Annotated in this window: 24 protein-coding genes and 1 pseudogene; 9 read left to right on the top strand and 16 right to left on the bottom strand. The window is 39.6% G+C overall.

Going from position 1 to position 26,061, the window contains the following annotated elements; all coding sequences use genetic code 11:
• The 8 genes and pseudogenes from ASL19_RS16790 to miaA form a co-directional block, all read right to left on the bottom strand.
• Positions 1-143: pseudogene (locus ASL19_RS16790) on the bottom strand (IS1 family transposase); the annotation flags it as partial.
• A gap of 396 nt (positions 144-539) precedes the next feature.
• Positions 540-1,628 (bottom strand): glycosyltransferase family 1 protein, encoded by a 1,089-nt coding sequence (locus ASL19_RS10185; protein ID WP_057178247.1) that lies wholly within the window; start codon positions 1,626-1,628, stop codon positions 540-542.
• A 124-nt stretch (positions 1,629-1,752) separates the two neighbouring features.
• Positions 1,753-2,628: a glycosyltransferase family 2 protein gene (locus ASL19_RS10180; RefSeq protein WP_057178246.1), complete on the bottom strand. Its 876-nt coding sequence runs from the start codon at positions 2,626-2,628 to the stop codon at positions 1,753-1,755.
• Between the two features lie 51 nt (positions 2,629-2,679).
• Positions 2,680-4,029, bottom strand: a complete 1,350-nt coding sequence (locus ASL19_RS10175) for a glycosyltransferase family 2 protein (protein WP_057178245.1) — start codon at positions 4,027-4,029, stop codon at positions 2,680-2,682.
• Positions 4,030-4,091: 62 nt separating this feature from the next.
• The gene (glf, locus tag ASL19_RS10170) at positions 4,092-5,189 is read right to left on the bottom strand and encodes a UDP-galactopyranose mutase (RefSeq protein ID WP_235528976.1); all 1,098 of its coding nucleotides are present in this window, start codon (positions 5,187-5,189) and stop codon (positions 4,092-4,094) included.
• Positions 5,190-5,207: 18 nt separating this feature from the next.
• Entirely contained in the window at positions 5,208-7,082 is a 1,875-nt protein-coding gene (locus ASL19_RS10165) for a glycosyltransferase (protein ID WP_057178254.1), read from the bottom strand.
• A gap of 262 nt (positions 7,083-7,344) precedes the next feature.
• Positions 7,345-8,163, bottom strand: a complete 819-nt coding sequence (locus ASL19_RS10160; protein ID WP_057178243.1) for an ABC transporter permease — start codon at positions 8,161-8,163, stop codon at positions 7,345-7,347.
• 146 nt (positions 8,164-8,309) lie between these two features.
• Positions 8,310-9,242 carry a tRNA (adenosine(37)-N6)-dimethylallyltransferase MiaA gene (miaA, locus tag ASL19_RS10155; RefSeq protein ID WP_057178242.1) on the bottom strand — a complete coding sequence of 311 codons (933 nt, stop codon included), beginning with the start codon at positions 9,240-9,242 and terminating at the stop codon, positions 8,310-8,312.
• Between the two features lie 156 nt (positions 9,243-9,398).
• Between miaA and gyrB the strand changes: the two genes are divergently transcribed.
• Entirely contained in the window at positions 9,399-11,795 is a 2,397-nt protein-coding gene (gene gyrB / locus ASL19_RS10150; RefSeq protein WP_057178241.1) for a DNA topoisomerase (ATP-hydrolyzing) subunit B, read from the top strand.
• Between the two features lie 648 nt (positions 11,796-12,443).
• Positions 12,444-13,616, top strand: a complete 1,173-nt coding sequence (gene rpoD, locus ASL19_RS10145; RefSeq protein ID WP_009342633.1) for an RNA polymerase sigma factor RpoD — start codon at positions 12,444-12,446, stop codon at positions 13,614-13,616.
• Between the two features lie 32 nt (positions 13,617-13,648).
• On the opposite strand, the gene ASL19_RS10140 is transcribed toward rpoD, so the two are convergent.
• The 5 genes from ASL19_RS10140 to sppA form a co-directional block, all read right to left on the bottom strand.
• The gene (locus ASL19_RS10140) at positions 13,649-15,127 is read right to left on the bottom strand and encodes an NAD(P)/FAD-dependent oxidoreductase (protein ID WP_057178240.1); all 1,479 of its coding nucleotides are present in this window, start codon (positions 15,125-15,127) and stop codon (positions 13,649-13,651) included.
• Positions 15,124-16,209, bottom strand: coding sequence for a threonine-phosphate decarboxylase CobD (cobD, locus tag ASL19_RS10135; protein WP_057178239.1), 1,086 nt, complete (start codon positions 16,207-16,209; stop codon positions 15,124-15,126). The genes ASL19_RS10140 and cobD overlap by 4 nt, the downstream gene beginning before the upstream one ends.
• 26 nt (positions 16,210-16,235) lie before the next feature.
• Entirely contained in the window at positions 16,236-16,520 is a 285-nt protein-coding gene (locus tag ASL19_RS10130; protein ID WP_006276712.1) for an HU family DNA-binding protein, read from the bottom strand.
• Between the two features lie 376 nt (positions 16,521-16,896).
• Positions 16,897-17,277 (bottom strand): chorismate mutase, encoded by a 381-nt coding sequence (gene aroH / locus ASL19_RS10125; protein ID WP_057178238.1) that lies wholly within the window; start codon positions 17,275-17,277, stop codon positions 16,897-16,899.
• Positions 17,278-17,376: 99 nt separating this feature from the next.
• A complete protein-coding gene (gene sppA, locus ASL19_RS10120) occupies positions 17,377-18,198 on the bottom strand; it encodes a signal peptide peptidase SppA (protein WP_057178237.1) in 822 nt (273 codons plus the stop codon).
• Between the two features lie 169 nt (positions 18,199-18,367).
• Between sppA and ASL19_RS10115 the strand changes: the two genes are divergently transcribed.
• The 4 genes from ASL19_RS10115 (at position 18,368) to atpC (ending at position 21,491) form a co-directional block, all read left to right on the top strand.
• Entirely contained in the window at positions 18,368-19,021 is a 654-nt protein-coding gene (locus ASL19_RS10115) for a MotA/TolQ/ExbB proton channel family protein (RefSeq protein ID WP_006276709.1), read from the top strand.
• Positions 19,005-19,403 carry a biopolymer transporter ExbD gene (locus ASL19_RS10110; RefSeq protein WP_057178236.1) on the top strand — a complete coding sequence of 133 codons (399 nt, stop codon included), beginning with the start codon at positions 19,005-19,007 and terminating at the stop codon, positions 19,401-19,403. Before ASL19_RS10115 ends, ASL19_RS10110 begins: the two co-directional genes overlap by 17 nt.
• Positions 19,404-19,557: 154 nt before the next feature.
• The gene (atpD, locus tag ASL19_RS10105) at positions 19,558-21,006 is read left to right on the top strand and encodes a F0F1 ATP synthase subunit beta (protein WP_057178235.1); all 1,449 of its coding nucleotides are present in this window, start codon (positions 19,558-19,560) and stop codon (positions 21,004-21,006) included.
• Positions 21,007-21,077: 71 nt separating this feature from the next.
• The gene (gene atpC, locus ASL19_RS10100) at positions 21,078-21,491 is read left to right on the top strand and encodes an ATP synthase F1 subunit epsilon (RefSeq protein ID WP_057178234.1); all 414 of its coding nucleotides are present in this window, start codon (positions 21,078-21,080) and stop codon (positions 21,489-21,491) included.
• A 63-nt stretch (positions 21,492-21,554) separates the two neighbouring features.
• Here atpC and ASL19_RS10095 read toward each other — a convergent pair whose 3' ends face one another.
• Positions 21,555-21,881 carry a 30S ribosomal protein PSRP-3 gene (locus ASL19_RS10095; protein WP_071985346.1) on the bottom strand — a complete coding sequence of 109 codons (327 nt, stop codon included), beginning with the start codon at positions 21,879-21,881 and terminating at the stop codon, positions 21,555-21,557.
• A 64-nt stretch (positions 21,882-21,945) separates the two neighbouring features.
• Complete coding sequence (gene murG, locus ASL19_RS10090; RefSeq protein WP_057178233.1) at positions 21,946-23,064, bottom strand: undecaprenyldiphospho-muramoylpentapeptide beta-N-acetylglucosaminyltransferase; 1,119 nt, start codon at positions 23,062-23,064, stop codon at positions 21,946-21,948.
• A 270-nt stretch (positions 23,065-23,334) separates the two neighbouring features.
• Between murG and ASL19_RS10085 the strand changes: the two genes are divergently transcribed.
• Complete coding sequence (locus tag ASL19_RS10085) at positions 23,335-24,120, top strand: hypothetical protein (RefSeq protein WP_006276703.1); 786 nt, start codon at positions 23,335-23,337, stop codon at positions 24,118-24,120.
• Positions 24,121-24,124: 4 nt separating this feature from the next.
• Here ASL19_RS10085 and ASL19_RS10080 read toward each other — a convergent pair whose 3' ends face one another.
• Positions 24,125-24,640 carry a hypothetical protein gene (locus ASL19_RS10080; RefSeq protein WP_057178232.1) on the bottom strand — a complete coding sequence of 172 codons (516 nt, stop codon included), beginning with the start codon at positions 24,638-24,640 and terminating at the stop codon, positions 24,125-24,127.
• A gap of 189 nt (positions 24,641-24,829) precedes the next feature.
• Here ASL19_RS10080 and ASL19_RS10075 point away from each other — a divergent pair, with 189 nt between their 5' ends.
• Both ASL19_RS10075 and ASL19_RS10070 read left to right on the top strand, forming a co-directional pair.
• Positions 24,830-25,618 carry a TIGR01548 family HAD-type hydrolase gene (locus ASL19_RS10075; protein ID WP_057178231.1) on the top strand — a complete coding sequence of 263 codons (789 nt, stop codon included), beginning with the start codon at positions 24,830-24,832 and terminating at the stop codon, positions 25,616-25,618.
• 6 nt (positions 25,619-25,624) lie between these two features.
• Complete coding sequence (locus ASL19_RS10070; protein WP_057178230.1) at positions 25,625-26,056, top strand: hypothetical protein; 432 nt, start codon at positions 25,625-25,627, stop codon at positions 26,054-26,056.
• Positions 26,057-26,061 lie beyond the last annotated feature (5 nt).

Raw genomic sequence — 26,061 nt, 5'->3', positions numbered from 1 at the left:
TGTTTAACTTCTTCTGAATAGCTTTTAGGTGGACTATAGACATCGATAAATTGACGACCACAATCAACACAAATGTGATTTTGTTTACCTCGACGTTTGCCATTCTTTCTGATTTTGGAAGACCCGCAGTTTGGACAATGCACAGTAGATTACCTCAATTCATACCTCTATTATGCAACGCCCGTTAAGTTACAGAAATCCACTACGCTAGTATATCAATTTATCACACCGGAAGGTTATATTTCAGCAATTCTCAATTTAAAGTGTAGCTAAAACTACAAGACTACACTCCATAGATAATGAGGACTCCTCAAGAAGATATAAGCTTTAAGAGTGTTCTAACTGAAAAATGATCCGAAAGTTTACTCGCATTGACAAAATACTTTAGGGTATATACCACCATAAATGGTAAAGTTACAGTTACTAAAGCAGCAAGTGTGGCAAAAGACTCCGTTTCAACGTTTATTCGTTGCTCTTTTTTGAAGACAAAAAGCCCAAAACCTTTTTCTAGCAGTGCTTTCAGTAATATTCAGCAAGTTCTAAATATAGTTTTTAAAAACTTCCACCGTTGCCATTCCAGTTTTTTGCCAACTAAATTCACTTGCTCGCTTAATCCCCAATTTTGAAAGCTGTTTTCTACAATCAGAATCATAAATAATAGTTGTCATTGCTGTGGCTATTTCCTGTGGATCATAGGGATTAATTAGAATAGCCGCATCTCCTGTTACTTCTGGGAGAGAAGAAATATTAGAAGTAATAACAGGAGTACCACAGGCCATGGCTTCCAATACGGGTAACCCAAAACCTTCCCATAAACTGGGAAAGACTAAAGCCAGGGCTTGATTAATAATAATTGGTAATTCTTTATATGGTAAGTAATTAAGAAATTTAACTAAATGATCTATTCCCAATGTTTGAATTTGGGTTTGTAACAAGGGAGTGTAACGTTTATCTGTAGGGCCAACTAACCAGAGTTCATAATCATTTCTATGGGGTATGGTGGAGAATGCAACGATTAGACGCCGAAGATTTTTATATGGATGCTGACGACCAATATATAAAAAATAGTTACGAGTTGGGAGGTTAAGAAACTGGAAGTGGGAAGAGTCACAAGCTAAAGGAATAGGTGTTATTTTGCTACCGGGTACTTGATGAAATTCCATGATATCATCAGCAGTAGCTTGAGAATTACAAATAATATGTTGAGCTTGCTTAAAAACCTGGGGAGTATAGTAACGGTGATAGAGAGTCAGGGGAGAAAAGGGTTGAGGAAAACGTAGGGGTATCATGTCATGTCCCATGACAATGGAGTGACATTTAGTATAGATAGGTGTTTCAGGAATGGGAGAGAAGAGAAGTTGCGATTTCAGCTGGTCATAGATTTTTGGCAGTTGCCATTGGGTCCAAATTAGACGGTTTAAATGTCCTTTTATTCCCTGTGCAGGGGTGAGATTAGGGGGAACAGGGTAACAGTTAAAATTGGGGTAGTTTTTAGGTGTGAGCAGGGTCGGTTGGAGTGTTTTTAAATAGGGAATGAGGTTTAGAGCATAGTTACTAATACCAGTTGGCTGGGGGAGAATAACCGATAGGTTGATCAGTAATTGGGATGAATTTGGACGTGTGTTCATTCTGGAATTGATGACCTGTGTAAATAGTATACATATACTAACTTAAATTTTGATGGTCCTAAATTATTAGTATAAGATTGCCAATTCAGTTTTTTCTTGCTATCATTTGTAGTCGCAGTAATCATTACTTAGGTTTCAAGACTAGGATAATAATTTGCCAACAATAAGGATTGGATGTTATTGTAAATTTATATAAGAAACTTATCAAAAGATAGATTCGCAAAGTCAATCTTTCCCACAGAGGACGATGTTTTTGGTAGTAGTACAATTGGCTGCGTCTATATTCTACGGCCATTGGATTGGCGAGCTTACTTGTCGAATATCCTCGAATATGAATTAGAGATATTTTAGGGGTATATAAGATTTGATATCCTATATTTTTAGCCCTTTGACATAAATCAGACTCTTCAAAGTACATGAAAAATTTTTCGTCAAAACCACCTAATGTCCGAAACAAGTCCCCGCGAATAAAAAATGCTGCTCCAACAACAATATCTACTTCCTGTATCTCTTGAAAATTATTTTCTAGTAGAGCTAATTTGGTTCGAGATTCGGCATATCTGTGTAACTTTCTAGCTTCCAACTCACCTTTAATACTAATTTTAGGTGAAAACGAGATTTGAAACCTACCGTCTGGGAACAAAAGTTTAGGCCCAATAATTCCCACAGTTGGATTTTTTTCCATTAGGTCCACCAAATGGGGAAGAATATTACTGGTGATTATAGTATCGGTATTCAATAAAAATAGGAATTCACCCTTAGCTACCTTTGCTCCAGCATTGTTTCCAGCTCCAAAACCAACATTTTTTGTTAGTTTTATCAGCTGGACATTGGGAAATTTATTTTCAATAATGTCTATGCTGTTGTCTTGAGAAGCGTTATCCACTACTATAACTTCGCAATTATACCCAGGAACAAATTTGTTGATGGATTTTAAACAATCCACTAAAACATCTGCTCCATTATAATTGACTAGGATAATTGATACAGTTATGCTCATCACTTTGGGATTTATTTTCTAGGTAAAATACTCAAATTTATAGGTCCTGTATTACATTATCCTATTCAAATCTAACATAATTGATTTCTTACTAGTTAATTTATGTATTTGCCAATAAATCTTAAGTAACCTCAAAAATGTTGTTATTGCTGCTCTGGCTAAGTTAATAATACTAGTATTCACCAAAACGTAGCCTGATCCTGTGAAAAAATAGACCTTTCTGGCTAGATTAAATTGCCAAACTTCTGTTTGGTAACAGCTAACAAGAGCTAAATCAAATGACTTATGAAAGCAAGACAGAAGCCACATATAACTGGTGTATAATAAACTTTTGTTTTTGTTAAAAACAGTAAATCTTTCCTTATCAATTAATGAGTTTATTTGATCCAAAATTTGAGACTCAAACTGATCTTGATAAAGACTAGCTTGGACTGTAACCCTTAAATTATTGTCAAGTACTTCCTCTATTGATAATTGTTTATATGGTAGAGGTGCTGGCATCCTACCCTTGATACCAGAAATAAAATCATCTAGTCCCATTAAGTGAGTGCTAACCCAGAAAAAACGACCTGTTATAGAATAGTAGATTAACTTTGGAAGCAAAACCCTGATTCTCTTCAATAAAAGATCCGGAAAGTATTTTTGCCAACAGTAACACAAATTCCGCTCATCATAATAACTAATCCAGGGACGCTGCTTAAAATCGGGTGAGGAATGCCAAACAATAGATGACGGATTAACTACAACTGACCAGCCAACTTTTTTCGCTCTCAAACACCACTCGGTGTCGTCAAAATGCAAGAAGTAGTCTTCAAATACTCCTATCTGCTGAATAACTTCTTTACGAACTAGTAAGGATGCAGCAGAACAGAAGTCAACATCAATATAACCAGTTTGGGAATTTAAATGACTTAAATTATTAATAGCTGATTCAATAGTGTTATCGCTAAAGTTTCCTTTGACATGTGCTTTTTTATAGTATATGAACATACCTAGGTCTTGAATAATGTTCGGTTGATCTAACTTCCTTATTTGAGACCCAACTAAACCAATATCAGGGTAATTGTTCAAGGTATCTACCAAATTAAGCAAAGATTGGGTATCCAATCTAACATCATTATCTAGCAACCAAACATAGTCGTATTCTAATTCTTTTACGTAGTCCATACCATAAGAAAAACCTCCAGAACCTCCCAAATTATCGCCTGTTTGCAGAACCTTAACAAAGGAGTAGTATTTGTTTAAATGTGTTTCTGTACCATCACTTGAATTATTGTCAACAACGAAAACATTAATACTTATTTCATTCAAATCTAGCTTCTTTATATCCTCTATCAAAAAAGAAACATCCCTTATTTTATTCCAGGTGACGACAATGATGGCTACTTGCTTGATACTCATGGTTTAGAAATGCAATAAATGTAAACGTGATATATGTCTAGTTATTCAATTCACACATGCAATTAGTATAATTTACTAATTCTATTTTCAAACACCGTTAAAGCAGCAGCAACGACTTGATCCATATTGTAATATTGATATTGTGCTAGTCTCCCAACAAATGTTACTGTTTGCAGTTTGTCAGCTTCATCTTTATACTTTTGAAACAACTCACGGTTTTCCGGACGGGGTACAGGATAGTAGGGATCCCCTTCAGATTGTGGGAATTCATAGTAAATTGTGGTTTTACTGTGTTTTTGTCCAGTTATATGTTTGGATTCAACTATGCGAGTAAAATCATAATCGTTAGGATAGTTCACAACAGCTACTGGCTGAAAATATTCAATATCGTGAGTTTCAAATTGAAACTTCAGTGACCTATAAGGCAATCTACCAAATTTGTAGTCAAAAAACTGATCAATAGGGCCAGTGTATATTAGGTGGTCAAATTTTAGCCATTTCTCAACTTCTTGAAAACTGGTATTGAGCATAAATTTAATATTAGGATTGTCTAACATCCTTTCAAACATCTTCGTGTAACCATCGACAGGCATCATTTGATACTTATCAGCAAAATATCTATTATCCTTATTGGTTCTGACTGGAATACGCGCACATACTGAAGCATCCAATTCGTGAGGCCAAAGATTCCACTGTTTATAGGTGTAATTCTTGAAGAACCTTTCATATAAGTCAGTTCCTACTTTACCAACTACAGCTTGTTCTGAGTTTTCAATCCGCTCGTATCTCTCTCTGATTTGTTCATAAAAATCTGATAGTTGCTGACTGTTAAAATTAAATCCATACAGCTTGTTAATGGTATTCAGGTTGATAGGAATTGGATAAAGTTCGCCATCAACCCTTGCTAAAACTTCATGTTGATAAACTCGCCATTCTGTAAACCGAGAAAGGTAGTCAATGATTTTTTTGCTATTCGTATGAAATATATGCGACCCGTATCGATGAATTAAAATACCCGCTTTATCATAGCAATCGTAAGCGTTACCACCAATGTGACTCCGTGTATCTATAACTAGTACTTTTTTGTCTAAATGTGTAGCTATGCAGTTAGCTAAAGTACAACCGGCAAAACCAGCTCCAACAATTAAAAAGTCAAACATACTACTTAGCATTATTTTTCAAAATTGTTTTTTAAGCTCTAAATACTCTTCCCAAAAGGACTGACTCGTAAACTTACCAAGCGTGGTCTTGTAAAGCTTAGCCAACCTCCCATATTTTAACAGCATTAAGATTCCTAAGTAAATGCTGTGGAATAGGATTCTAAAGAAACGAGTTCTGGAAAATTGAACTGCAAAACTCTCTTGGGTTTCTATGTTGTAGTATATTATTGTCTTTGCCCTGAAAACATTTAGAGGTTTGCTACCATATGAACTTACTACTTTATATCCCTTATCAGTCAGGTTTCTATCATCCCAGAAAAATGAACGAGGTAGTATGTGACCGTTTAGGGTGAAAACTCTCCAAATCCTGTGTAATAAGTTTTCATTTTCATTAATACTCTCCATATACTTTTTCATTATAAATGGACTGACGCCATTTTTATTCCTCCTTGTTTTTTCAGCACATAATGAAAGCTTACTATGGTTTTGTTGGGGATTTTGAGAAAATAAATTTTCAGGACCACACAAAAAATCTGAAGCAGCTTGCAAAACATATTCTGCTGTCTCATATCTGTAACAAAAAAGATGTCTAATTGTTGGAAGTAAGAACCAACTAAGATGGGAAAAAATGCTAGCATTTTTTTCGTAGTATAGACTGTTGAAAATTAACCCATTTCTTATATTGTAGTACTCTGTGACTGGACTATGCTTATTTTCAAATTGTTCATGCCAAACGCATATTCCATTTAATGCAATAATTTTGTTGTTTATTCTTTTACTAAATTCAACATCGTCAAGTCTTATAAAAAATGGATAGGGAAGTCCAATCTTTTTAATACTGTCAACAGGAAAACAATATAACCACCAGGCATTGTACTCACAATATTCCTCTATTTCATTAAACAATATATTTTCCAAAACAGTTAAGTCAAGGTTATATTTTACAGGTGTACAACCTCTAAGTTTGTTCCAGTATCCACCTCTTTCATGCTGGATGTGTTTTTTATCTAGTCTTAGCATATCACCACCAACACAAATATCATCTTGATTGATCACACTAAGAAAATTCGACAATCTCAAAATTACTTCTGGATCGAATAGCACATCATCATCCATCAGTAGAATGTGCGAAAATCCCCTATGATGATTTGCTACTTCTATCATTCCCCTTGCAAAACCACCACTCCCTCCCGCGTTTTTATTAGGAATTATCTCAATCAATGGATTATCAAAGGAACTTAAGGTTTTCCCATTATCAATAACAAAAATTTTTAACTTATCTCGATATTCGTCTCTGCTTAACAAATTTTTTTCTAGTAGATCAATGTTCTTGCGAACATAGGTTTCTCTTTTGTATGTACATATTACTATCCCTAGTCTTATATCTTTTATCTCTTGTACATACGAGTAAAAAAAGCCTCCCTCCATCTGGCAATTATTACTCAATGCTTGTACTTCGATATATATCATCCCATTGTAGGGATATATATCGAAGTTTTCCAAGACAATTGGAGAGTCAAAGTGCGCATTCTTGACAGTTTTCTGCATTACTATAGTGCGCGACTGAACAAATGAATCTACACTGTAAATGTGTATATTGAAAGATCCCTGTAGAGAAAGACAAACACCAATATTTGTAATAGAAGTGTAGCTTTTCCACTTATTTGCAAAAAAACCGTTAAAGTATGTGTTGAAGCTAACTACGGTGTCCTTTTTTATCCCTAGAGTTCGATTTTGGTAGTCAAATAGCACTCCATCATCCCCTCTGAAAAACAACTCCTCCACGGTACAAATGTCTAGCTTGGGAAAAATAATATTTTGAATGTTAATTTTCTTTTTTTCCGAAGACGCTGTATAAAAATTTGATTCTTTTGATTCTACCTGTTTAGTCATGATCATTTTTGTCTAAGGGGGGTGTATGTTTTATCTATACCATTCAATTGATCTGATCGGAACTATCTTATATCTATAACGATTTCTGTTCCTCATTTAAAAATTAATTGACTATTTAGTCTTCATACCATATGGGATAACATCATGACAGGATATTTGGTAACATCTAAAATACTACACTATAAACCGTAAACACGACACCATCATAAATGTAATTTTGATTACTCTAAGCTGACACCCATTTGCGTTAAACAACTGTGTCCTATAGCAAATCCATAAATTGATGACGCCACAGATGAAAACAAGTCCATCCAAATGACAAAATAATCATTCCACTCAACAATGCTCCCCATATCAACCCTAAATCTGGAGGTGACCCCGACAATGTAATCTGGCGCAAGCTCTCAATAATTGGTGATAGGGGATTTAAACCAAGAAAAGGTCTAACCTGTGGTGGCACAATAGCTGCTGGATAAAACACGGGGCTACTGATCCAAAGCACAAACACAACTAACTCATAAAAGTAGTGTAAGTCCCTAAAAAAAACATACAACGTACTAACTAAAAATCCAACTCCCATACAGACTAATACTAGTGCAAATAAAGGGAACACCATTGCTAACACATTGACTACATTCCTGGTATTAAGCAGAGTCATCACTGCTAATAAAGGAAAGGTTCCAACGGAAAACTGGAATATGTTCGAAGCTACCATAGAAACCGGGAAAACACTCACAGGCAAACGGATTTTATTTAACAGTGATGAGTTCTCTACTACGCTAAAAAGACACTGGGTCGTGGATGCTGAAAAGAAATTTATCACCACCAGTCCCGTAAATGCCGCCAGCACATAATTCGTAATGGAATTATTGTAGTAGGAAGAAAAAGTAGCACCGAAAATGGCTGTGTATAGACTTGTCATGATTAATGGGTTTAGCAATGACCAATAAACACCCAAAATCGAACCCCGATATCTTACCTTCAAAGTCCGCACCACCAAAACATATAGAATTTCCCAAAAGCGTTGCAATTGCAAGCTCAGATTGGGTTTGGGTTGTTTTTCTCTTATAGATATGGTCATAGTCTAAAACCGGTGCAGATGAAATACAGATACCGATAGGTACTGTACCATAATTTTTTCGTTAAGTCAACACAAAATTTTAACTAGACAGGGCGATCGCACATTAAAATTAACAATCTAAGATACATTCTATCAAACAATCCAACCTAGCTGCTATGACCCCAAAGGAAGTCGTCTACCCTCTTGCAAATACTACTTAATAAGTCCGGACTATTAATATTAAAGTATTCCAAATTCGAGGACTGTCTAAACCAAGTTCGCTGGCGCTTGGCAAATTGCCTGGTGTGTAAAGCAATTAAATCTATTGCCGCTTCTAAACTAATCTCTCCAGCTAAATATTGCTTAATCTCTGCGTATCCCAATGTATTTAATAAAGGTAAATCCACACCATACCTTTGACATAGATACTCCACCTCCTCTACCAAACCATCTTTAATCATTTGCTTTGTCCTCCCATAAATTCTCAAATCCAAAACATCTGGTTCACAATCTAAATAAAGTTGTAAAATTGGGTAGGTGGGTGGTCTCTCTCCCTGCTGTTCAGATATGGGAAAACCTGTGACATAATACACCTCTAACGCCCTTAAAGTCCTGACTAAATCATGGGAGTGAATTTTTCTTGCAGCAACTGCATCAACCTGTTGCAACATCTGATAAAGTTGATGTTGACCTAATGACTCCAATTGGGAGCGCAATTGGGGATGTGGAGATACTCTGGGAATTTTCATGCCTTGGACAATAGCCCGAATATATAAACCTGTACCACCAACTAAAAATAATGGTGAAACTGGCAAATTATCAATTAACCGTTGGGCCTGTTCTTGATAATCTGCTACTGTTAAGGTTTCTGTTGGTTCACATATATCTATGAGATAATGGGGCACTAACCCCCGTTCTTCCTCCGTTGGCTTGGCTGTTCCAATATTAAATTCACGGTACACCTGACGGGAATCAGCACCTAGAATGACACAACCAAGTCTTTGTGCTAAACTCACCCCCAGTCCAGATTTCCCCGTTGCTGTTGCACCACAAATCACTATGAGCTTAACAGCCCTATCTAACCTAATTGATTGATCCATCTTGATTTACTCATTTACCTCATCCCCCCCTCTCATATCAATTTATCACTAAATGGTGCTAAACACGACACCAAGGCTTTAGTGCTATAATTCTGGGGTGATTTTACTTTTTTATGTTTCTAGCGAATTAACGCCCTTTAAATCAGGAGAATTTTCATGACGAGCAGTTACAGTGCCGATCAGATTCAAGTTCTGGAAGGTCTGGAAGCCGTCCGCAAACGACCGGGTATGTATATTGGCTCTACCGGACCGCGAGGACTGCACCATCTAGTTTATGAGGTAGTTGATAACTCTGTTGATGAGGCTTTGGCGGGTTACTGTACCCATGTAGATGTAGAACTCAATGCTGATGGTTCCTGTACGGTGACTGATGATGGTCGAGGTATTCCCACTGATATTCACCCTAAAACCGGTAAGTCCGCTCTGGAAACTGTGTTAACTGTACTCCACGCTGGTGGTAAATTTGGAGGCGGTGGTTACAAGGTTTCTGGGGGTTTACACGGTGTGGGTGTGTCTGTGGTTAATGCTCTATCGGAAGTAGTTGATATTACGGTTTGGCGAGAGCATAAGGTTCATACTCAACGTTATGAACGAGGTGCACCTACAACTGAATTGCAGGTAGAACCAGACCAACATTCCCGTACTGGCACATCCGTAAAGTTTAAACCAGATGTCCAAATTTTTACTACTGGTATTGAATTTGATTATATTACTCTGGCCGGTCGTCTCCGAGAGTTGGCTTATCTCAATGCAGGGGTGAAAATTAGTTTTACTGATCATCGTTTGGAACTCCTCAAAACTGATACCCCTAAAGTAGAAACTTATGAGTATAAGGGGGGAATTAAGGAATATGTATCCTACATAAATCGAGATAAGCAGGCTTTACATGAGGAAATTATCTACGTCCAAGGTGAGCGCAATAATGTTCAAGTGGAGGTGGCTTTACAATGGTGTACAGATGCTTATACTGATAATGTTTTAGGTTTTGCTAACAATATTCGCACTATTGATGGTGGTACTCATTTAGAAGGTTTAAAGACTGTTCTCACAAGAACTTTGAATTCTATCGCCCGCAAACGCAATAAAATTAAGGAGAGTGAATCCAATCTCAGTGGGGAACATGTGAGGGAAGGTTTAACCGCAGTTATTTCCGTGAAGGTTCCTGATCCGGAGTTTGAGGGACAAACCAAAACTAAGTTGGGTAATATGGAAGTGCGTGGCATTGTGGATTCTCTGGTGGGAGAAGTGCTGACGGAATATCTAGAATTTCACCCTGGTATTGCTGACTCTATTTTGGATAAGGCTATCCAGGCTTTTAAAGCCGCAGAAGCAGCTAGACATGCAAGGGAGCTGGTTCGCAGAAAGTCTGTTTTGGAATCTTCCCCTTTACCAGGTAAATTAGCTGATTGCAGTTCCCGCGACCCTGCTGAGTCGGAAATATTTATTGTGGAAGGGGATAGTGCGGGTGGTTGTTTTGTGGGGAATACTTTAGTTTCCCTCACGGATGGACGTAATCTTACTTTTACGGATTTGATAGCTGAACAAGCAGCAGGTAAACAAAACTATTGTTATACCATACAGGAAAATGGTGAGGTGGGGATAGAAAAAATTCTTCATGTCCGCACAACCAAAACCAATGCTGAGGTAGTTAGGGTAACTTTGGATAATGACCAGGTTTTGATTTGCACTCCTGACCATTTATTTATGTTGCGGGATGGAAATTACCAAGCTGCTGGTTTGCTCACTCCACAGGATTCTTTAATGCCCTATTATGACCAGTCTATACCTGCTGTAATGCGGAGTGCTGTCACCACCTATAACCACCGGGTGGTAAGTGTGGAAAGTTTAGCGGAAAAATTTGATGTTTATGATTTAGAAGTTCCCCATACCCATAACTTTGCCTTAACAGCAGGAGTTTTTGTCCATAATAGTGCCAAACAAGGACGCGATCGCCGGACTCAGGCAATTTTGCCTCTACGGGGTAAAATTTTGAATATAGAAAAAACCGATGATGCGAAAATTTATAAAAATAATGAGGTACAATCATTAATTACCGCTTTAGGCCTAGGGGTGAAAGGTGAAGAGTTTGACGCTTCACAATTGCGGTATCATCGGGTAGTCATCATGACAGATGCGGACGTGGATGGGGCCCACATTCGTACCTTGCTGCTGACATTTTTCTATAGATACCAAAGATCATTAATTGAACAGGGATTCATCTACATTGCCTGTCCACCACTGTACAAAGTAGAGAGAGGAAAGAACTATCATTACTGTTACAGCGATCGAGAACTACAACAACACATCAGTACCTTACCAGGAAACGCTAATTACACAATTCAGCGATTCAAAGGGTTGGGTGAAATGATGCCAGAACAACTGTGGACTACCACCATGAACCCTGAAACCAGAACCCTGAAACAGGTGGAAATAGAGGATGCAGCAGAAGCTGACAGAATATTTACCATATTAATGGGCGATCGGGTTGCTCCTAGGAGGGAGTTTATTGAAACTTATGGTTCTAAGCTAAACCTAACAGACTTAGATATCTAGTCCTCCAAAGAAAGATAGCAACAGACAGAAATATCATCCTATACAATAGGAACAGTTTGTCAAGCTGCATAGGGTTGAAATTTCCACATTGCGCTAATGTGTTAATAAGGCTGAAAAAAAAATGAACTCAAGACCTGTCCCCCCGTAAGGGTGGGTGAACCAGAACGCCTGTCTAGCTCAACCCCGTTGGCGTTCTGACCAAAGCTGGACTTTTGATTCTAATAATTCTGGCCCTTTCTCCTTTCATTTTAATTAGAATGCCACTGATCAAGCAAAAAGTTTTCAATAAGATTTAATGGTGTGACTACCTGTTTTAATGTCTTTTTGATAAAGGTGGCCTTCCATGAGGAAATGAGTTCATGGTTAATACACAAAAAAAGTGCAATTTCTGTGAAAGAGGTTACAATTAGAAAAGAGTTGACAAAATAAATCTGTCACCAGTCATATTTATGAGGTGGGGACGGGGTCAACTGGGAATTGTGTGTGGATAATGACGAGAATCAGGAGTGTTACTGAACTATCTTCAGCAAAACATCAGTGGATCCGTCAAAAGTTAAAATAATGCCTTGACAAAAGGCAAAAAAAGTGAAAACCCCTTGGGTATTTAACTCCATAAATTGATTCTGCAAGGAGCATGAGGAACGCGGCATGAACCAGGCTAACAACGTACTCGATAGCATTTATCAGCCTGAGCTAGAAATGATAAATCCGCCCGAGATAGAAGAAGAACTCTTATTAATCGAGGAGGAAGAGGACTTACTGCTAGTTGATGACGGGGATATTGATGATTTTTTAGAGCCTCAGACTGATGAGGACGACGCAAAGTCTGGAAAAGCCGCTAAATCGCGTCGTCGCACACAGACTAAGAAGAAGCCATTTACTGAGGACTCAATTCGTCTTTACCTGCAAGAGATTGGTCGAATTAGACTATTACGGGCGGATGAAGAAATTGAGTTGGCACGAAAAATAGCTGATTTGCTGGAGCTAGAAAGAGTTAGAGATGATTTATACGAACAGCTAGAAAGGGAACCGGAATTTAGGGAATGGGCCGAGGCGGTAAAATTGCCCTTACCAACCTTCCGCTATCGTCTTCACGTGGGGCGCAGGGCGAAGGATAAAATGGTACAATCCAACCTAAGGTTAGTGGTTTCCATTGCCAAAAAATATATGAATCGGGGTTTGTCATTCCAGGACTTAATTCAGGAGGGAAGTCTAGGTCTGATCCGGGCCGCCGAAAAATTTGACCATGAAAAGGGCTATAAGTTTTCTACTTATGCAACTTGGTGGATCCGTCAAGCAATTACAAGGGCAATAGCTGATCAGTCTCGAACCATTCGTTTACCCGTTCACCTTTACGAAACTATATCACGGATTAAGAAAACTACCAAACTTTTATCTCAAGAAATGGGACGCAAACCCACGGAGGAAGAAATTGCGACCCGCATGGAAATGACCATTGAAAAACTGAGGTTTATTGCTAAATCAGCTCAATTGCCTATTTCTTTGGAAACACCTATTGGTAAGGAGGAGGATTCCCGTTTAGGAGATTTTATTGAATCTGATGGTGAAACACCTGAGGATCAGGTTTCTAAAAGTCTTCTTAGGGAAGACCTAGAAAGAGTTTTAGATAGTTTGGGTCCCCGAGAAAGGGATGTTTTGAGACTGCGCTATGGTTTGGATGATGGTCGGATGAAAACCCTGGAGGAAATCGGTCAGATTTTTAATGTTACCCGGGAAAGGATTCGACAAATCGAGGCCAAGGCTCTGCGGAAACTGCGTCATCCCAATCGGAACAGTGTTCTCAAGGAGTATATTCGTTAGATATTAGGGGCATATTTTTGCTGGGATGGAGGTTAAAACTTCCATTCCCGGCGAAAATGTAAAAAACTCTGCAAGAACTCTTGTAACAGGTGGTTTTTGTGCAGTTTGTTGGTGCTCCATTCCCTAGCGGTTTGGGTGAGAATTTCTGAGCAGCTAGGGTAGACGACGGCTAAATTTTCTAAGTTATCAATTTTCAAGTTTTGAGCTATTGCTAGGCCAATGAGGTTGATTATTTCTTCTGCTTCTTGACCAAATATACTACACCCTAAAATTTTGCCGTTTTCTAAAACAATTAGTTTGCAAATACCTGTGGTCTCATTCTTAATTTGACCTGCTGTTGTGGTCTTAAAGTAGTTTTTAAAAACTAGAACTCGATTTTTATTATATGTTTTTTTGGCCTGTAATTCGGTGATTCCTACCCGTGCTACTATGGGTTGGGTAGATATTATCCAAGGAATGGCACTGTAGTTGACCCTATGTCTGGGAAAAAATAGGGCGTTTTTCACAGCTATTTTTGCCTCGTATTTGGCAATGTTCTCCATATCATAACCACCTATAATATCTCCACAGGCGTAAATATTGGGATTGGTGGTTTGTAGTTTGTCGTTGGTGATCAGGCGATCGCTTGAGGATTTAATTCTCGGACTGGCTAAGTTCAGGTTCTCTATTTTGGGTTGTTGGTGATTAGCTATTAAAATTTCGTCAGTTTCTATAGCTTGGTCTTTTAGTTGTACCCATTTTTGACCTTTAATTTTTGTTGTTTGGGTGACCGGTTGTTCTCGGAAAATACTTACCCCTTCAGCTTCTAGTTGGGCGATGAGTAATTCAACTATTTCTGGCTCCAAATGGGATAAAACCGTGGGATGGTTGAGGACTAAATCTATATGGCAACCTAAATGAGCTAGGGTTTGAGCGATTTCTATACTTTGGGGTAAACCACCAATAATTACCCAGTGTTTAGGTAGATTGGTGCTAACTAGGTAATGCCAAATATTGGTTAGGGTAACATAACCAGTGGTGGCGAGATTTTCTATGTGGGGAATTTTAGTCACCGAACCACAGGCCAGTAAGTATCTACTCCCCCTTAAAGTTCGACCTTGAACTCTAAAACTGGGTTTTCTAGAATTGACAAACTCCCCCCTACCAATAATTATATCTACTCCCTGAGTAGCTAAATTATCCAGAGAATTTATTAAGTTAAACTGGGACTCCATACCTTGGGCATAAAATATTGCCCGCTGGTAAGAAGAAATTAAACATCTTTCTGGCTGTTGCAGCTGCTTTAGTACCTGCGTACTAGGAGGTTGATCGGCACAAATGCCTAAACCCATCATTTCCAAGTACTGATAAGAGATCCTGCTCAGTTCCCTCAATGGGTAAACATAGTTTAGTTGATAAGTAGGTTGGGACTTTACTAAAGCTACTTTCGCATGTAGTTGAGCTGCATATAAAGCAGCTTCATATCCCGCTATACTATCACCAATGATTATTATATCATAGTCCAGTTTCATAGATGATTTTGGGTTATGGATTCCAGAGCAGTAATTAAACCTTGATTATCTGGTATGGAGCGCACAGCAACACGAAAATAGCGATCGCCTAGTTCCTTAAAACTCAAACAGTCACGAATGAGGATTTGATGTTTTACTAGTAGCTGTTCTTGTAACCAAGAAGTGGAAATTTGGGACTCTACCAATAAATAGTTAACAGCACCCGGCAAAGGTTTAAGAGCAGGTAAACTAGATAAACCTTGTACAAGTTGATTTCTGGCTTGAGGTAACCAGGTCCAGGTTTGATGTTGAAATTCCCGATCTTGAAGTGCAGCTATAGCAGCACATACAGCCAAATTGTTTACGGGCCAGGGATCTCGCCAACACTGCCATTTTTGTAGCAAGTCAGGTGCAGCTATAGCATAGCCTAATCTCAGACCTGGCAAACTGTAGAACTTAGTCAGCGATCGCAATATGACCAAATTCCTATACTCCTGAACTAACCCTATCAAACTTTGCTCCTGTTCGGGGGTGAGAAAATCCATAAACGCTTCATCTACCACCACCAGGGCAAAATCCTGTAAGTAGGGTAAAATTTCCTCCCGTAAAAATAACCTACCCGTTGGATTGTGGGGATTATTCAGCAACAATCCATATTCCCCTAATCCAGAAACACACACACCAGAAGATAAAAAGGGGGGTAACCCCCTCTCCCAACTTAAATCCATAGGAAACTCCAACACTTTGGCATTATGGGCCGCCAGGGTGCGGTAATAATCGCCAAAAGCCGGAGTTACTAATATAGTTGCTCTTAGTTGTGCCAGTTCCCTACCCAGTAAGGTTAGTAATTCAGCCGAACCATTACCCGGTAAAATCCACTCCGGTGGTAGTTCATGGAAACGACCCAGAGCCAGTTTCAGCTCCATGTAATCTGGGTCGGGATAATGTTTTAGACTAGCCAATTGGGAGGCGATCGCATGAATTACGGTTTTAGGCGGTCCCAAGGGGCTAATACTAGCAGAAAAGTCCACAATAGCCTCTGGGGGACAGCCAGCTAATGCCGCCGCCCAAGCTAGATTTCCCCCATGTGCTTTGTGTTGCATCAAAACTGCACTTCCTAGAACTGAAACTACTCTTTTGGGGGTGCTACCTTTTCTCTAAATAGTTTCCCAGCGGAGAAAGCAGGAACCCTCGTAGCTGGTATTTCCATTTTTTCATTAGTTTTAGGGTTACGACCTTCACGAGCTTTACGGTCCCGTGATTCAAAAGAACCAAAACCAACCAAGGTAACCTTATCACCTGAAGCAACCGCTTCAACAATAGTGTCAATGGCAGCACTGAGGACAGCATCCGCTTGTTTTTTGGTCACATTGGCTTTTTCGGCCACTGCATCTACTAATTCACCTTTGTTCATATCAAACTCCTTGAGGTTTACTTGAGATTTGCTGCAAGATGAAATCCGGTCGCATCCTTACGGAAATCTCTGTCGGTAGAATTACAAAAATCGTTCGTTAAGAGTATTTGCACTCCCAACCCCTGTACATCAGATCAGCTCGACTTTTCAATGAATTATTCTAATGTCTTGTAGCCGAAAGTGGGTAGGTGAAAGCATTAATTTATATAGATTTCAGAATTTATTATCTTTTTTCCTCCATTGTTACTCTAAAAACCAGCATTTTTTAAGCATAAGTACTCACCAAAAGGCGAAATAAAGACCGATTCACGACTAGTTTTAAATTGTTTAATAGTAGCTGCAGCCCCAAAACGTTAATACCTGGCAAGCCGTTAAATTATTGAACTCCCACAAATCCCCAATCGGGACGTAATTTAGCTGCTTGACGTAAATACACGTGGTGTATGGGGGAAGAAGCGGGTAAATAGGCATGAATTAAAAACCTTATACAGCGCTGCAAACTTCCTTCCACATACATTTGTTGAACATCTAGCATGGCCACGCTATCCCATAAAGGACGACTGCGAGCGATCGCTGCTGGAAAGATAGCATCCAAGTCACGGGTAACAGAGAAAGTGACACTCAAAATTTCCGTAGGTCGCAGTTGATTACGGTCTTCTAACTCATTAAGTAATTCCGTTACTGCTTCTGTAATTGCCACTATACTATTTTCCCCAACAGTTGTCGCGCCACGAATTGCCCGCATTTGCCATTCCACTTCCAAGTTCCTCCTTTTCTGGTTGTCAGTTATTACTATCAGCGGTCAGTCGTCAGTTGCCAATTTTTACGACTGACCATTGACGAATGACATAACCTTTTAGGGTCTATATAACCACAGTGGTAACCCACTTGTAGACATTTCAAACTCCAGCCAATCAATTCCAGATCTAATACTTGATTTGGGATAGCGACTACCTGGTAGAACTCGACTCAATAATGGTTTCCGCTCTTCTAAGGTATAGCAGGGAGTTTTTTGGGGATCAAGTCCCACCAATTCGGTGGTCCAACGTCGAGCATCTTCCTCTGTTCCCAAACGGTCTACAACTCCCAAGTTTAAGGCCTGCTCTCCTGTAAAAATACGTCCGTCAGCGAAGGTCTTAACAGTTTCTATAGGTAAGGCACGCGCCTGAGCTACTGTTTGAATAAATTGCTGATAACTGACATCAATCAGTTCTTGCAGGATATTTTCCTCTGGTTGGGTCAGTTCTCTATCAAAGGATAAAATGTCTTTGTATGGCCCAGACTTAATTACTTTAAAAGAAACACCAACTTTTTCTAACAAGCGTTCTAGATTGTTTCCCCGTAGGATTACACCTATACTACCTGTAATTGTTCCCGGATTGGCCATAATATGCTCCGCCCCCATGCCTATATAGACCCCACCTGAAGCCGATATATTGCCAAAACTGGCGACGATTTTAGTTTTTTTGCCCAGTTCCTTGAGGGCACTATAGATCTCCTGAGAGTCCCCTACCGTACCACCAGGACTGTCAATACGTAACAACAGGGCAGGGAATTTCCTCTCTTCTACAGTTTTTATGGCTTCCAATACTCGCTTTCTTGTGCCACTGGCGATCGCACCAGTAATTTCAATGCGAGCGATTTGTTTACGAAACTTGGGTTTAAACGGCCAGATCATGAGTAATCTAATCTCTTATTTATATTTCTAATATATCAAACAAAAAATAACCATTAATTAACCTGGAGATTACCATATAGTTGATTTGTTTGCTTTTTATGGTTGGTATATAGGAAAATGGCACGAGGTAGATTATTTTTTGTGTTCAGCGAAGGTATGAAGAATCAGTATGGATATTAAACAATTATTTATAGCTGGTGGCGTGGTCATGTGGCCACTGCTATTGTCTTCCATAATTGCCGTAGGACTAATTATTGAGCGTATTTGGTTCTGGTCAAAAATTACCAGGCGACAGGAAAGAGTAGTTAAATACGTATTGAATCTATATCGTCAAAATAACTTAGTTAATGCCATTGATGTTCTGCAAAAGAATGCTGATTTACCCATCGCCCGGATTTTTTTGACTGCTTTAGAACTAGAAGAACCCAACCCGGAGGAATTTCGTTTGGCCTTGGAAACTGAAGCTCAGGCGGAAATACCCCTATTAAAACGATTCACCACAGTTTTTGACACCATTATTGCCTTGGCCCCCCTACTAGGATTATTGGGAACCGTACTGGGACTGATTAATTCCTTTGCTTCTCTAAATCTTGGCAATGTGGGAGGGAGTCAAACAGCGGGTGTTACCGGTGGTATTAGCGAGGCCTTAGTTTCTACTGCTACAGGTCTCATTGTAGCCATTTCCACTCTCTTATTTGCCAATTCCTTTCGAGGTCTTTACCAAAGGCAAATAGCCTTAATACAAGAATACGGGGGACAACTAGAACTATTATACCGTCGTCGTTATGAACGGGGAGATAAATCCTATGCGTCTACCAGATGAACCGGATATACCAGCACAAATTAATATTGTGCCCATGATTGATGTTATATTCGCAATCTTGACTTTTTTTATCATGTCATCTTTATACTTGACCCGTTTCAATAGCTTACCAGTGAATTTGCCGCAAGCAGGAACAACCCAAGCTGGTCCCCCTCCCCAAATAACAGTGACAATTGATCCCCAGGGACAGATTTTTTTGAATGAACAAAAAATTAATTTAGAGCAGTTATCAAAAGAAGTAAAATCACAAAGAAAACCATCACAGCCATTAATTGTAGTAATTAATGCAGACAAATCCGTCACTCATGGGCAGGTAGTAGGGGTAATGGATCAAATAAGACAAGTGGAAGGAGTAAAATTGGCCATAGCGACCAAGAAATAGAAGGAGAGATTTTCTCCAAAGGAAATTCTTGGCAAATGATGAATTTAGAGCAAAGATGGGATCGTTAAGTGCTAACCTAAAAGATGATATTGCTTGATCTTGTGGTCTTTGAAGACCAACTTGACCAAAAATAGCTTCATTTATTAGGCGCAGCATGGTCACCACCGCAGAAAAAACAAACATAGGTTACATTACCCAAGTAATTGGTCCGGTTGTAGACGTTAAATACCCTGGCGGTAAACTCCCCCAAATCTACAACGCTTTGACTATTAACGGCACTAACGAAGCTGGACAGGAAATCAACCTCACCGTTGAAGTACAGCAACTTTTAGGCGATAACCAAGTCCGAGCTGTGGCTATGAGTACCACTGATGGTTTGGTTCGTGGGTTGGAAGTTGTAGATACGGGCGCACCTATCAGTGTACCTGTAGGTAAGGCTACTTTAGGACGTATTTTCAACGTTTTAGGCGAACCTGTAGATAATCAAGGTCCTGTCAACAATGAGGAAACCTTACCTATTCACCGCGAATCCCCCAAACTTACAGATCTGGAAACTAAACCTTCTGTGTTTGAAACCGGTATCAAGGTTGTAGACCTGTTAACCCCCTACAGACGTGGTGGTAAAATCGGTCTCTTTGGCGGAGCTGGTGTTGGTAAAACCGTGATCATGATGGAGTTGATTAACAACATCGCTACTCAACATGGTGGTGTGTCCGTATTCGCTGGTGTAGGTGAACGCACCCGCGAAGGTAATGACCTCTATAACGAAATGATCGAATCTGGGGTAATCAATAAAGAAAACCTCAATGAGTCTAAAATTGCCCTGGTTTATGGGCAAATGAATGAACCACCTGGAGCTAGAATGCGGGTTGGTTTGTCTGGTTTGACTATGGCAGAATACTTCCGGGATGTAAATAAGCAAGACGTACTGTTATTTGTTGACAACATTTTCCGGTTCGTACAAGCTGGTTCTGAAGTATCCGCTCTCCTAGGACGTATGCCCTCCGCTGTGGGATATCAACCCACTCTGGGTACTGACGTAGGCGCTTTACAGGAACGTATTACCTCCACCACAGAAGGATCTATTACTTCTATTCAGGCTGTATACGTACCTGCAGATGACTTAACCGATCCCGCACCTGCTACTACCTTTGCTCACCTGGATGGTACAACAGTATTATCCCGTGGTTTGGCAGCTAAAGGTATTTATCCAGCAGTGGATCCCCTGGGTTCTACTTCTACAATGTTACAGCCCAGTATTGTTGGTAAAGAGCATTATGACATTGCTCGTTCCGTACAGTCTACACTACAGCGATATAAAGAGTTACAAGATATTATTGCTATTCTAGGTTTAGATGAGTTATCAGAAGATGATCGTCTAATCGTAGCACGCGCTCGTAAGATTGAGCGTTTCTTGTCTCAACCATTCTTTGTAGCTGAGGTATTTACTGGATCCCCCGGTAAGTATGTGAAGTTGGAAGAAACCATCAAAGGGTTCCAAAAAATTCTCGCCGGTGAGTTGGATGACCTACCAGAACAAGCTTTTTACATGGTCGGTGATATCAACGAAGCGATCGCCAAGGCTCAAAAACTGAAGGGTTAGTCATTGTCACTTGTCACTAGTTCTTGAGACTAGTGACTGACAAATTGGAAATAATCAAGGAAAACAGACAGATGACATTAACCATTCGTGTAATTTCTCCAGACAAAACCGTCTGGGATGGCCCTGCTGACGAGGTAATTCTCCCTAGCACTACTGGTCAATTAGGTGTGCTAAGTGGTCACGCTCCCATGTTAACTGCATTGGATACAGGGGTAATGCGTGTGAGAGCAGAAAAAAATGCCAGCTGGCAGTCCATAGCTCTTTTAGGTGGTTTTGCCGAAGTTGAAGAAGATGAAGTAACCATCCTGGTAAATGGAGCCCAACGTGGTGACACTATTAATTTAGAGGAAGCTCGTTCAGAGTTTAACGCAGCCCAGAGCAAAATTAACCAGGTTGCAGCAGGGGACAGGCAAGCCCAAATACAGGCTAGGGCAGCATTAAAACGGGCTCGAGCTCGTTTTCAAGCTGCTGGTGGTATGGTATGAGGCTAAAATAAACAACAGACTGCATGGTGGTAGTAACCATCATGCAGGTTTAATTGGTGGCAATCAAGTGCTACCAGTGAAAGCAACTTCAGGAAACTTTAACTGTGCTTCAGACATGGGGCGGTTTTTACCTTCTTCCTGCCAATAATTAATCACCTCTGTGGCCTTGTTCAGTAATTCCACGCGATCAGGATCACTGATCCAGTGTTTGGATTCCAACTCCTTCTTGAGTTCTTCCCAAGCATCATTACGGGGCCAGAAGAAATATTTAGTCAGGGGACTAGTACCTTTACCGACAACCTGATCCACTGCTAAGGCTACATTATCATCTAACCAGAGAATTTTTAAGATAAATTTGGTCAATCGTACCTCCGGGGAAAATCCGGCTATAACTTGCTATGGTTTGCAATCCCTCATTCTAATCTAAAACTTGACGGGAAGTAAAGAGTTAAAATCAGTGGAAAATTTCTCGTTTTTGTGAACTCTTGGCTTGGAGTTGGTTGGGACTAAAAATCTGTCTGACCAGGTCAGCCAATTGCTCAGCACTATCGACAACAGCTATAGCTTGAGCGCTATGACTCATTTCTTGTAAGATTGTTGGCGACTTTAATAGTTCTAAAACTTGGTTTTGTAAAGTTTTTGCTGTCAGTTTTGATTGTTGAAAAGTTAAAGCAGCACCCGCCTTGGTAAAAACAGCAGCATTGTAGGATTGATGATCTTCCGCTGCAAAGGGATAGGGAATTAAAATAGCAGGAGTACCACAAACTGCCAACTCGGCCAAACTCCCAGCTCCAGAGCGACTAATGGCTAGATTAGCTCGACCCAACAAACCTGCCATATTATCATAGAAGGGCAAAACTATGTATTGGGGGTGTTGTAAACTATTAGCATCAGGATCCCTATCTCCCGTTAAGTGGACAACATAAGCTCCCGCATTACACCAAGCAATTACTGCTTGTCTAACCAATTGATTCACCGCTACCGCTCCCTGACTACCCCCAAAAACTACAATTAAGGGTGCTTCATCGGGTATGGGTAACTCTAGTGGGGAACTGGTTTTTCGGTTTAAAAACTGCGATCGCACGGGGGTGCCAACATAGACAGTTTTAGCATTGGGTAAATATTTGGTAGTTACGTCAAATCCTATAGCCACCCTAGTGCAATAGGAACCAAAAAATCGGGTTACCTTTCCAGGTAGAGCATTGGACTCATGAAAAATAACTGGTAAACCCAAAGAACGAGCTGCAATAATAGCTGGACTGGCGATATAGCCACCTGTGGTGAATACTCCTTGAAACCGACCTTGACGAAGAATCTGTCTCACCCGAAAAATGGACCGAACCAGTTTCCAGATGACAGTTAAAGAAGCTAAACTCAGACCCTTCTGAAAACCTTCCACTGGGATAGTATGTAGGGGGTATTGGTTTGGTACTAGCTGGGTTTCTAGTCTATCGGGTACTCCTAACCATTCGATATCATATTCCGTCAATTTTTCGGCCAGGGCGATCGCTGGAAATAAATGTCCACCCGTACCACTAGCAGCTACTAATAGTTTTAACCTTCCGTTTACCATTACCGTTATACCGTTTATTCCTTAAATTGTTTTGTAGTTACTGCATTTTTTTTGATTGAGTCCTATAATAGGATTCTACAATGGGATACAATATAGATCACCATATATCCTGTTATTTACCGTTATTTAACACAGAATTTTCCCATCCTAGCGGGGGATCAGAAATTCCTGAGCTTGTGTAGAGAACTTAGTAAACTATTATTAGTGGTAGCTTTTGTTAGCTATTCTTAACTAAATTCACTAAACTTATTTGAACTTATTGATTTATTCATGCAGCCAAACCAAAAACTACTCTTTAGTATTTCTTTCCTCTCACTCCTGTTGAGTTTGGACATAGACAGTTGTGCATACGCACAAACAGTAACTCCAGATAATGCACCCCCCCAACTGAAAAAGCTGATTGCTCAAATTGATGCTGCTTCCAGTCGTGGTGACATCAAGGGAGTCATGGGATTTTATAGTTCTAAATTTAGCCATGGGGATGGATTAACCAGACAAGCTATGGAGCAGTCTTTAAAATCCTTTTGGCAAAGATACCCAAAATTGAGCTATCAAACAAAATTACAATCCTGGAAGTCAAACGGTAAGACTATCATTGCGGAAACTGTAACCCGGATTACGGGTCAATCCTCCGACAAGACTAGCCCTCTTGCCATAAATGCGGCTATCACTTCAAGACAGCACATTACAGGTGCGCAAATTACCCATCAAGAAATTTTGTCAGAACGAACTCAAATGACATCGGGCAAAAAACCTCCCCAGGTGGAATTTAGGTTACCACAACAAGTAAAGGTGGGTGAGAAATATGCTTTTGATGCTATTGTGAAGGAACCATTAGGTAATAACTTCCTCCTGGGAACCGCTATGGAAGAAACTATCAAACCTAATAAGTATCTTAATCCTACACCAATAAACTTGGAATTACTTAGTACGGGGGGGTTATTTAAAACTGGCACTGCTCCCTTACAACCAGTAAATCAATGGATTTCCGCCGTCATTGTTCGCGATGATGGTGTTACCATGATTACTCAAAGGCTGAAAGTGGTTAGGAATTAGTTGGTTAAATACCATCGGGATTCCAGTTTGTCAAATTTGTGTATTTATTACTTACTAAATCCAGGGGTTGAATTGCACCATTAGAGCTGGAAACTCGAAACCAATAAACCGGACTGGTGGTGCTGTCAGGGTGATTTTCTAGGACTTTGACGGTGTAAAATGGTTGACTAGTTTTCGGATAGCTGCTAACGACTACACCCACATCAATAGTTCCTTGGGAAAGGGTTTTAATCTCCTTGGCTTTCCGTTGTACCTGTGGTAAGTTCCAAACAGATTTAACTGCTTTTTGTTTATTGATCTTCACGACGGCAACCTTTATGGAACTGGGTCTGTTCGTTACCACTTTAGCTACCTGTACAGATGGGGGATTCAATGAACTTTTAACTTGATTTTGCCCCATGAGGTAGGTGATTGAGTATGCTCCTGATAATGCTAGTAATCCTAGAAAAACCAGATGGTAGTACCTAAATTGTTCCTGGAGGTAGTAGGTTAATAGCTGTTTGGGGTAAACTTTAAACATGTTTCCACACCTTAATTTTATAGTTTTCGCCTGGCTACATACATATAATATCAGAGCTTGTGCAACTGAATATTTTTTGTTTCCATCCAAATATCTGGTCTTGACAAAGATCCCCGGTTGTGAAGGGTTACCAAATAATCTTAGAATTTGATTTAATATATTTAGCTCTATTTAGTTCTTGACCTAAGTATGATAATTGTTTTTGACATTGATGGTGTAATTCGGGATGTGAGTGGTTCTTACCGCCGTGCTATGGCAGATACAGTAGAATATTTTACTAACTATGCCTATCGTCCTACGGTCACGGATATTGACGACCTCAAATCTGAGGGGATATGGAACAATGATTGGGAGGGTTCCCAAGAGTTGATTTACCGTTACTTTGTCAGTCAGGGTCAGCAAAGGGAAGACTTACAATTAGATTATGAGAGCATTGTTGCCTATTTTCAATCCCGTTATCGCGGTACTGACACAGAAAACTGGAATGGTTATATTTGTCATGAACCCCTATTATTAGAACCAAGTTATTTAGAGTCCCTGACCCAGGCAAATATCAGCTGGGGATTTTTTAGTGGTGCAACTCGTGGATCTGCTAGTTATGTGTTAGAGCGACGCTTAGGTTTAAAATCTCCAGTTTTAATCGCCATGGAAGATGCGCCTGGTAAACCTGACCCTACAGGACTTTTTGCTACTATTAATCTTTTAGAAATTGCCAAACAAGACCAAAACAAAAAACAACCGGTTATATATGTGGGGGATACAGTAGCGGATATGCACACTGTAGCTAAAGCCAAAATTTTGGACAGTTCTCGAACCTGGGTAGCTGTAGGGGTTTTACCACCCCATGTTCAGGAAACTCCATCCCACAGAGATGCTTATCAGAAAATTATGCTGCAAGCAGGTGCAAATATATTGTTGACCAATGTTCAGGAGTTGACACCATCTAAAATAGCTGAATTAGTAAATATATATATTTAATTGAATATGAATCAACCAATAGTTTGGGTTAACGGAGACTGCTTAAGTCCCCACAGTCCTGCTTTCAAGAAATATCCTGATAGTCCAGCAATTTGGGTCTGGGATGATGCTTTAATTGCAGAATGGCAACTTAGTTTAAAAAGAATAACTTTCATTTATGAATGTCTAATAGAGTTACCAGTGGAAATTCGCCGGGGAGATATAGCACAGGAAGTGATTAGATTTGCTAGAGAAAACAATACCGGTTTAGTTATCACTACCAAGAGTCCTAGTCCCAAATTTGCACAAATTTGTGATGTGATTCGTCCCCATTTGGATTTGGAAGTATTAGGAGTGGAACCCTTTTTTGATTATGATGGTTTTATTGACCTGAAAAGATTTTCCCGTTATTGGAAAGTGGCTGAAAAATATGTTTTTAGATCTAATCAAGATGGTTGAATAAT

The sequence above is a fragment of the Cylindrospermopsis sp. CR12 genome, assembly GCF_001432185.1.
GTDB classification, from domain to species: domain Bacteria; phylum Cyanobacteriota; class Cyanobacteriia; order Cyanobacteriales; family Nostocaceae; genus Raphidiopsis; species Raphidiopsis raciborskii.
The sequence above is the reverse complement of the archived record's forward strand: the minus strand, read 5'-3'. Positions and strand labels throughout refer to the sequence as shown.

Coding starts and splice junctions, on each gene's coding strand:
- ASL19_RS10185 (WP_057178247.1), bottom strand. CDS start 1,628: ATGAACACACGTCCAAATTCATCCCAATTACTGATCAACCTATCGGTT.
- ASL19_RS10180 (WP_057178246.1), bottom strand. CDS start 2,628: ATGAGCATAACTGTATCAATTATCCTAGTCAATTATAATGGAGCAGAT.
- ASL19_RS10175 (WP_057178245.1), bottom strand. CDS start 4,029: ATGAGTATCAAGCAAGTAGCCATCATTGTCGTCACCTGGAATAAAATA.
- glf (WP_235528976.1), bottom strand. CDS start 5,189: ATGTTTGACTTTTTAATTGTTGGAGCTGGTTTTGCCGGTTGTACTTTA.
- ASL19_RS10165 (WP_057178254.1), bottom strand. CDS start 7,082: ATGACTAAACAGGTAGAATCAAAAGAATCAAATTTTTATACAGCGTCT.
- ASL19_RS10160 (WP_057178243.1), bottom strand. CDS start 8,163: ATGACCATATCTATAAGAGAAAAACAACCCAAACCCAATCTGAGCTTG.
- miaA (WP_057178242.1), bottom strand. CDS start 9,242: ATGGATCAATCAATTAGGTTAGATAGGGCTGTTAAGCTCATAGTGATT.
- gyrB (WP_057178241.1), top strand. CDS start 9,399: ATGACGAGCAGTTACAGTGCCGATCAGATTCAAGTTCTGGAAGGTCTG.
- rpoD (WP_009342633.1), top strand. CDS start 12,444: ATGAACCAGGCTAACAACGTACTCGATAGCATTTATCAGCCTGAGCTA.
- ASL19_RS10140 (WP_057178240.1), bottom strand. CDS start 15,127: ATGAAACTGGACTATGATATAATAATCATTGGTGATAGTATAGCGGGA.
- cobD (WP_057178239.1), bottom strand. CDS start 16,209: ATGCAACACAAAGCACATGGGGGAAATCTAGCTTGGGCGGCGGCATTA.
- ASL19_RS10130 (WP_006276712.1), bottom strand. CDS start 16,520: ATGAACAAAGGTGAATTAGTAGATGCAGTGGCCGAAAAAGCCAATGTG.
- sppA (WP_057178237.1), bottom strand. CDS start 18,198: ATGATCTGGCCGTTTAAACCCAAGTTTCGTAAACAAATCGCTCGCATT.
- ASL19_RS10115 (WP_006276709.1), top strand. CDS start 18,368: ATGGATATTAAACAATTATTTATAGCTGGTGGCGTGGTCATGTGGCCA.
- ASL19_RS10110 (WP_057178236.1), top strand. CDS start 19,005: ATGCGTCTACCAGATGAACCGGATATACCAGCACAAATTAATATTGTG.
- atpD (WP_057178235.1), top strand. CDS start 19,558: ATGGTCACCACCGCAGAAAAAACAAACATAGGTTACATTACCCAAGTA.
- atpC (WP_057178234.1), top strand. CDS start 21,078: ATGACATTAACCATTCGTGTAATTTCTCCAGACAAAACCGTCTGGGAT.
- murG (WP_057178233.1), bottom strand. CDS start 23,064: ATGGTAAACGGAAGGTTAAAACTATTAGTAGCTGCTAGTGGTACGGGT.
- ASL19_RS10085 (WP_006276703.1), top strand. CDS start 23,335: ATGCAGCCAAACCAAAAACTACTCTTTAGTATTTCTTTCCTCTCACTC.
- ASL19_RS10080 (WP_057178232.1), bottom strand. CDS start 24,640: ATGTTTAAAGTTTACCCCAAACAGCTATTAACCTACTACCTCCAGGAA.
- ASL19_RS10075 (WP_057178231.1), top strand. CDS start 24,830: ATGATAATTGTTTTTGACATTGATGGTGTAATTCGGGATGTGAGTGGT.
- ASL19_RS10070 (WP_057178230.1), top strand. CDS start 25,625: ATGAATCAACCAATAGTTTGGGTTAACGGAGACTGCTTAAGTCCCCAC.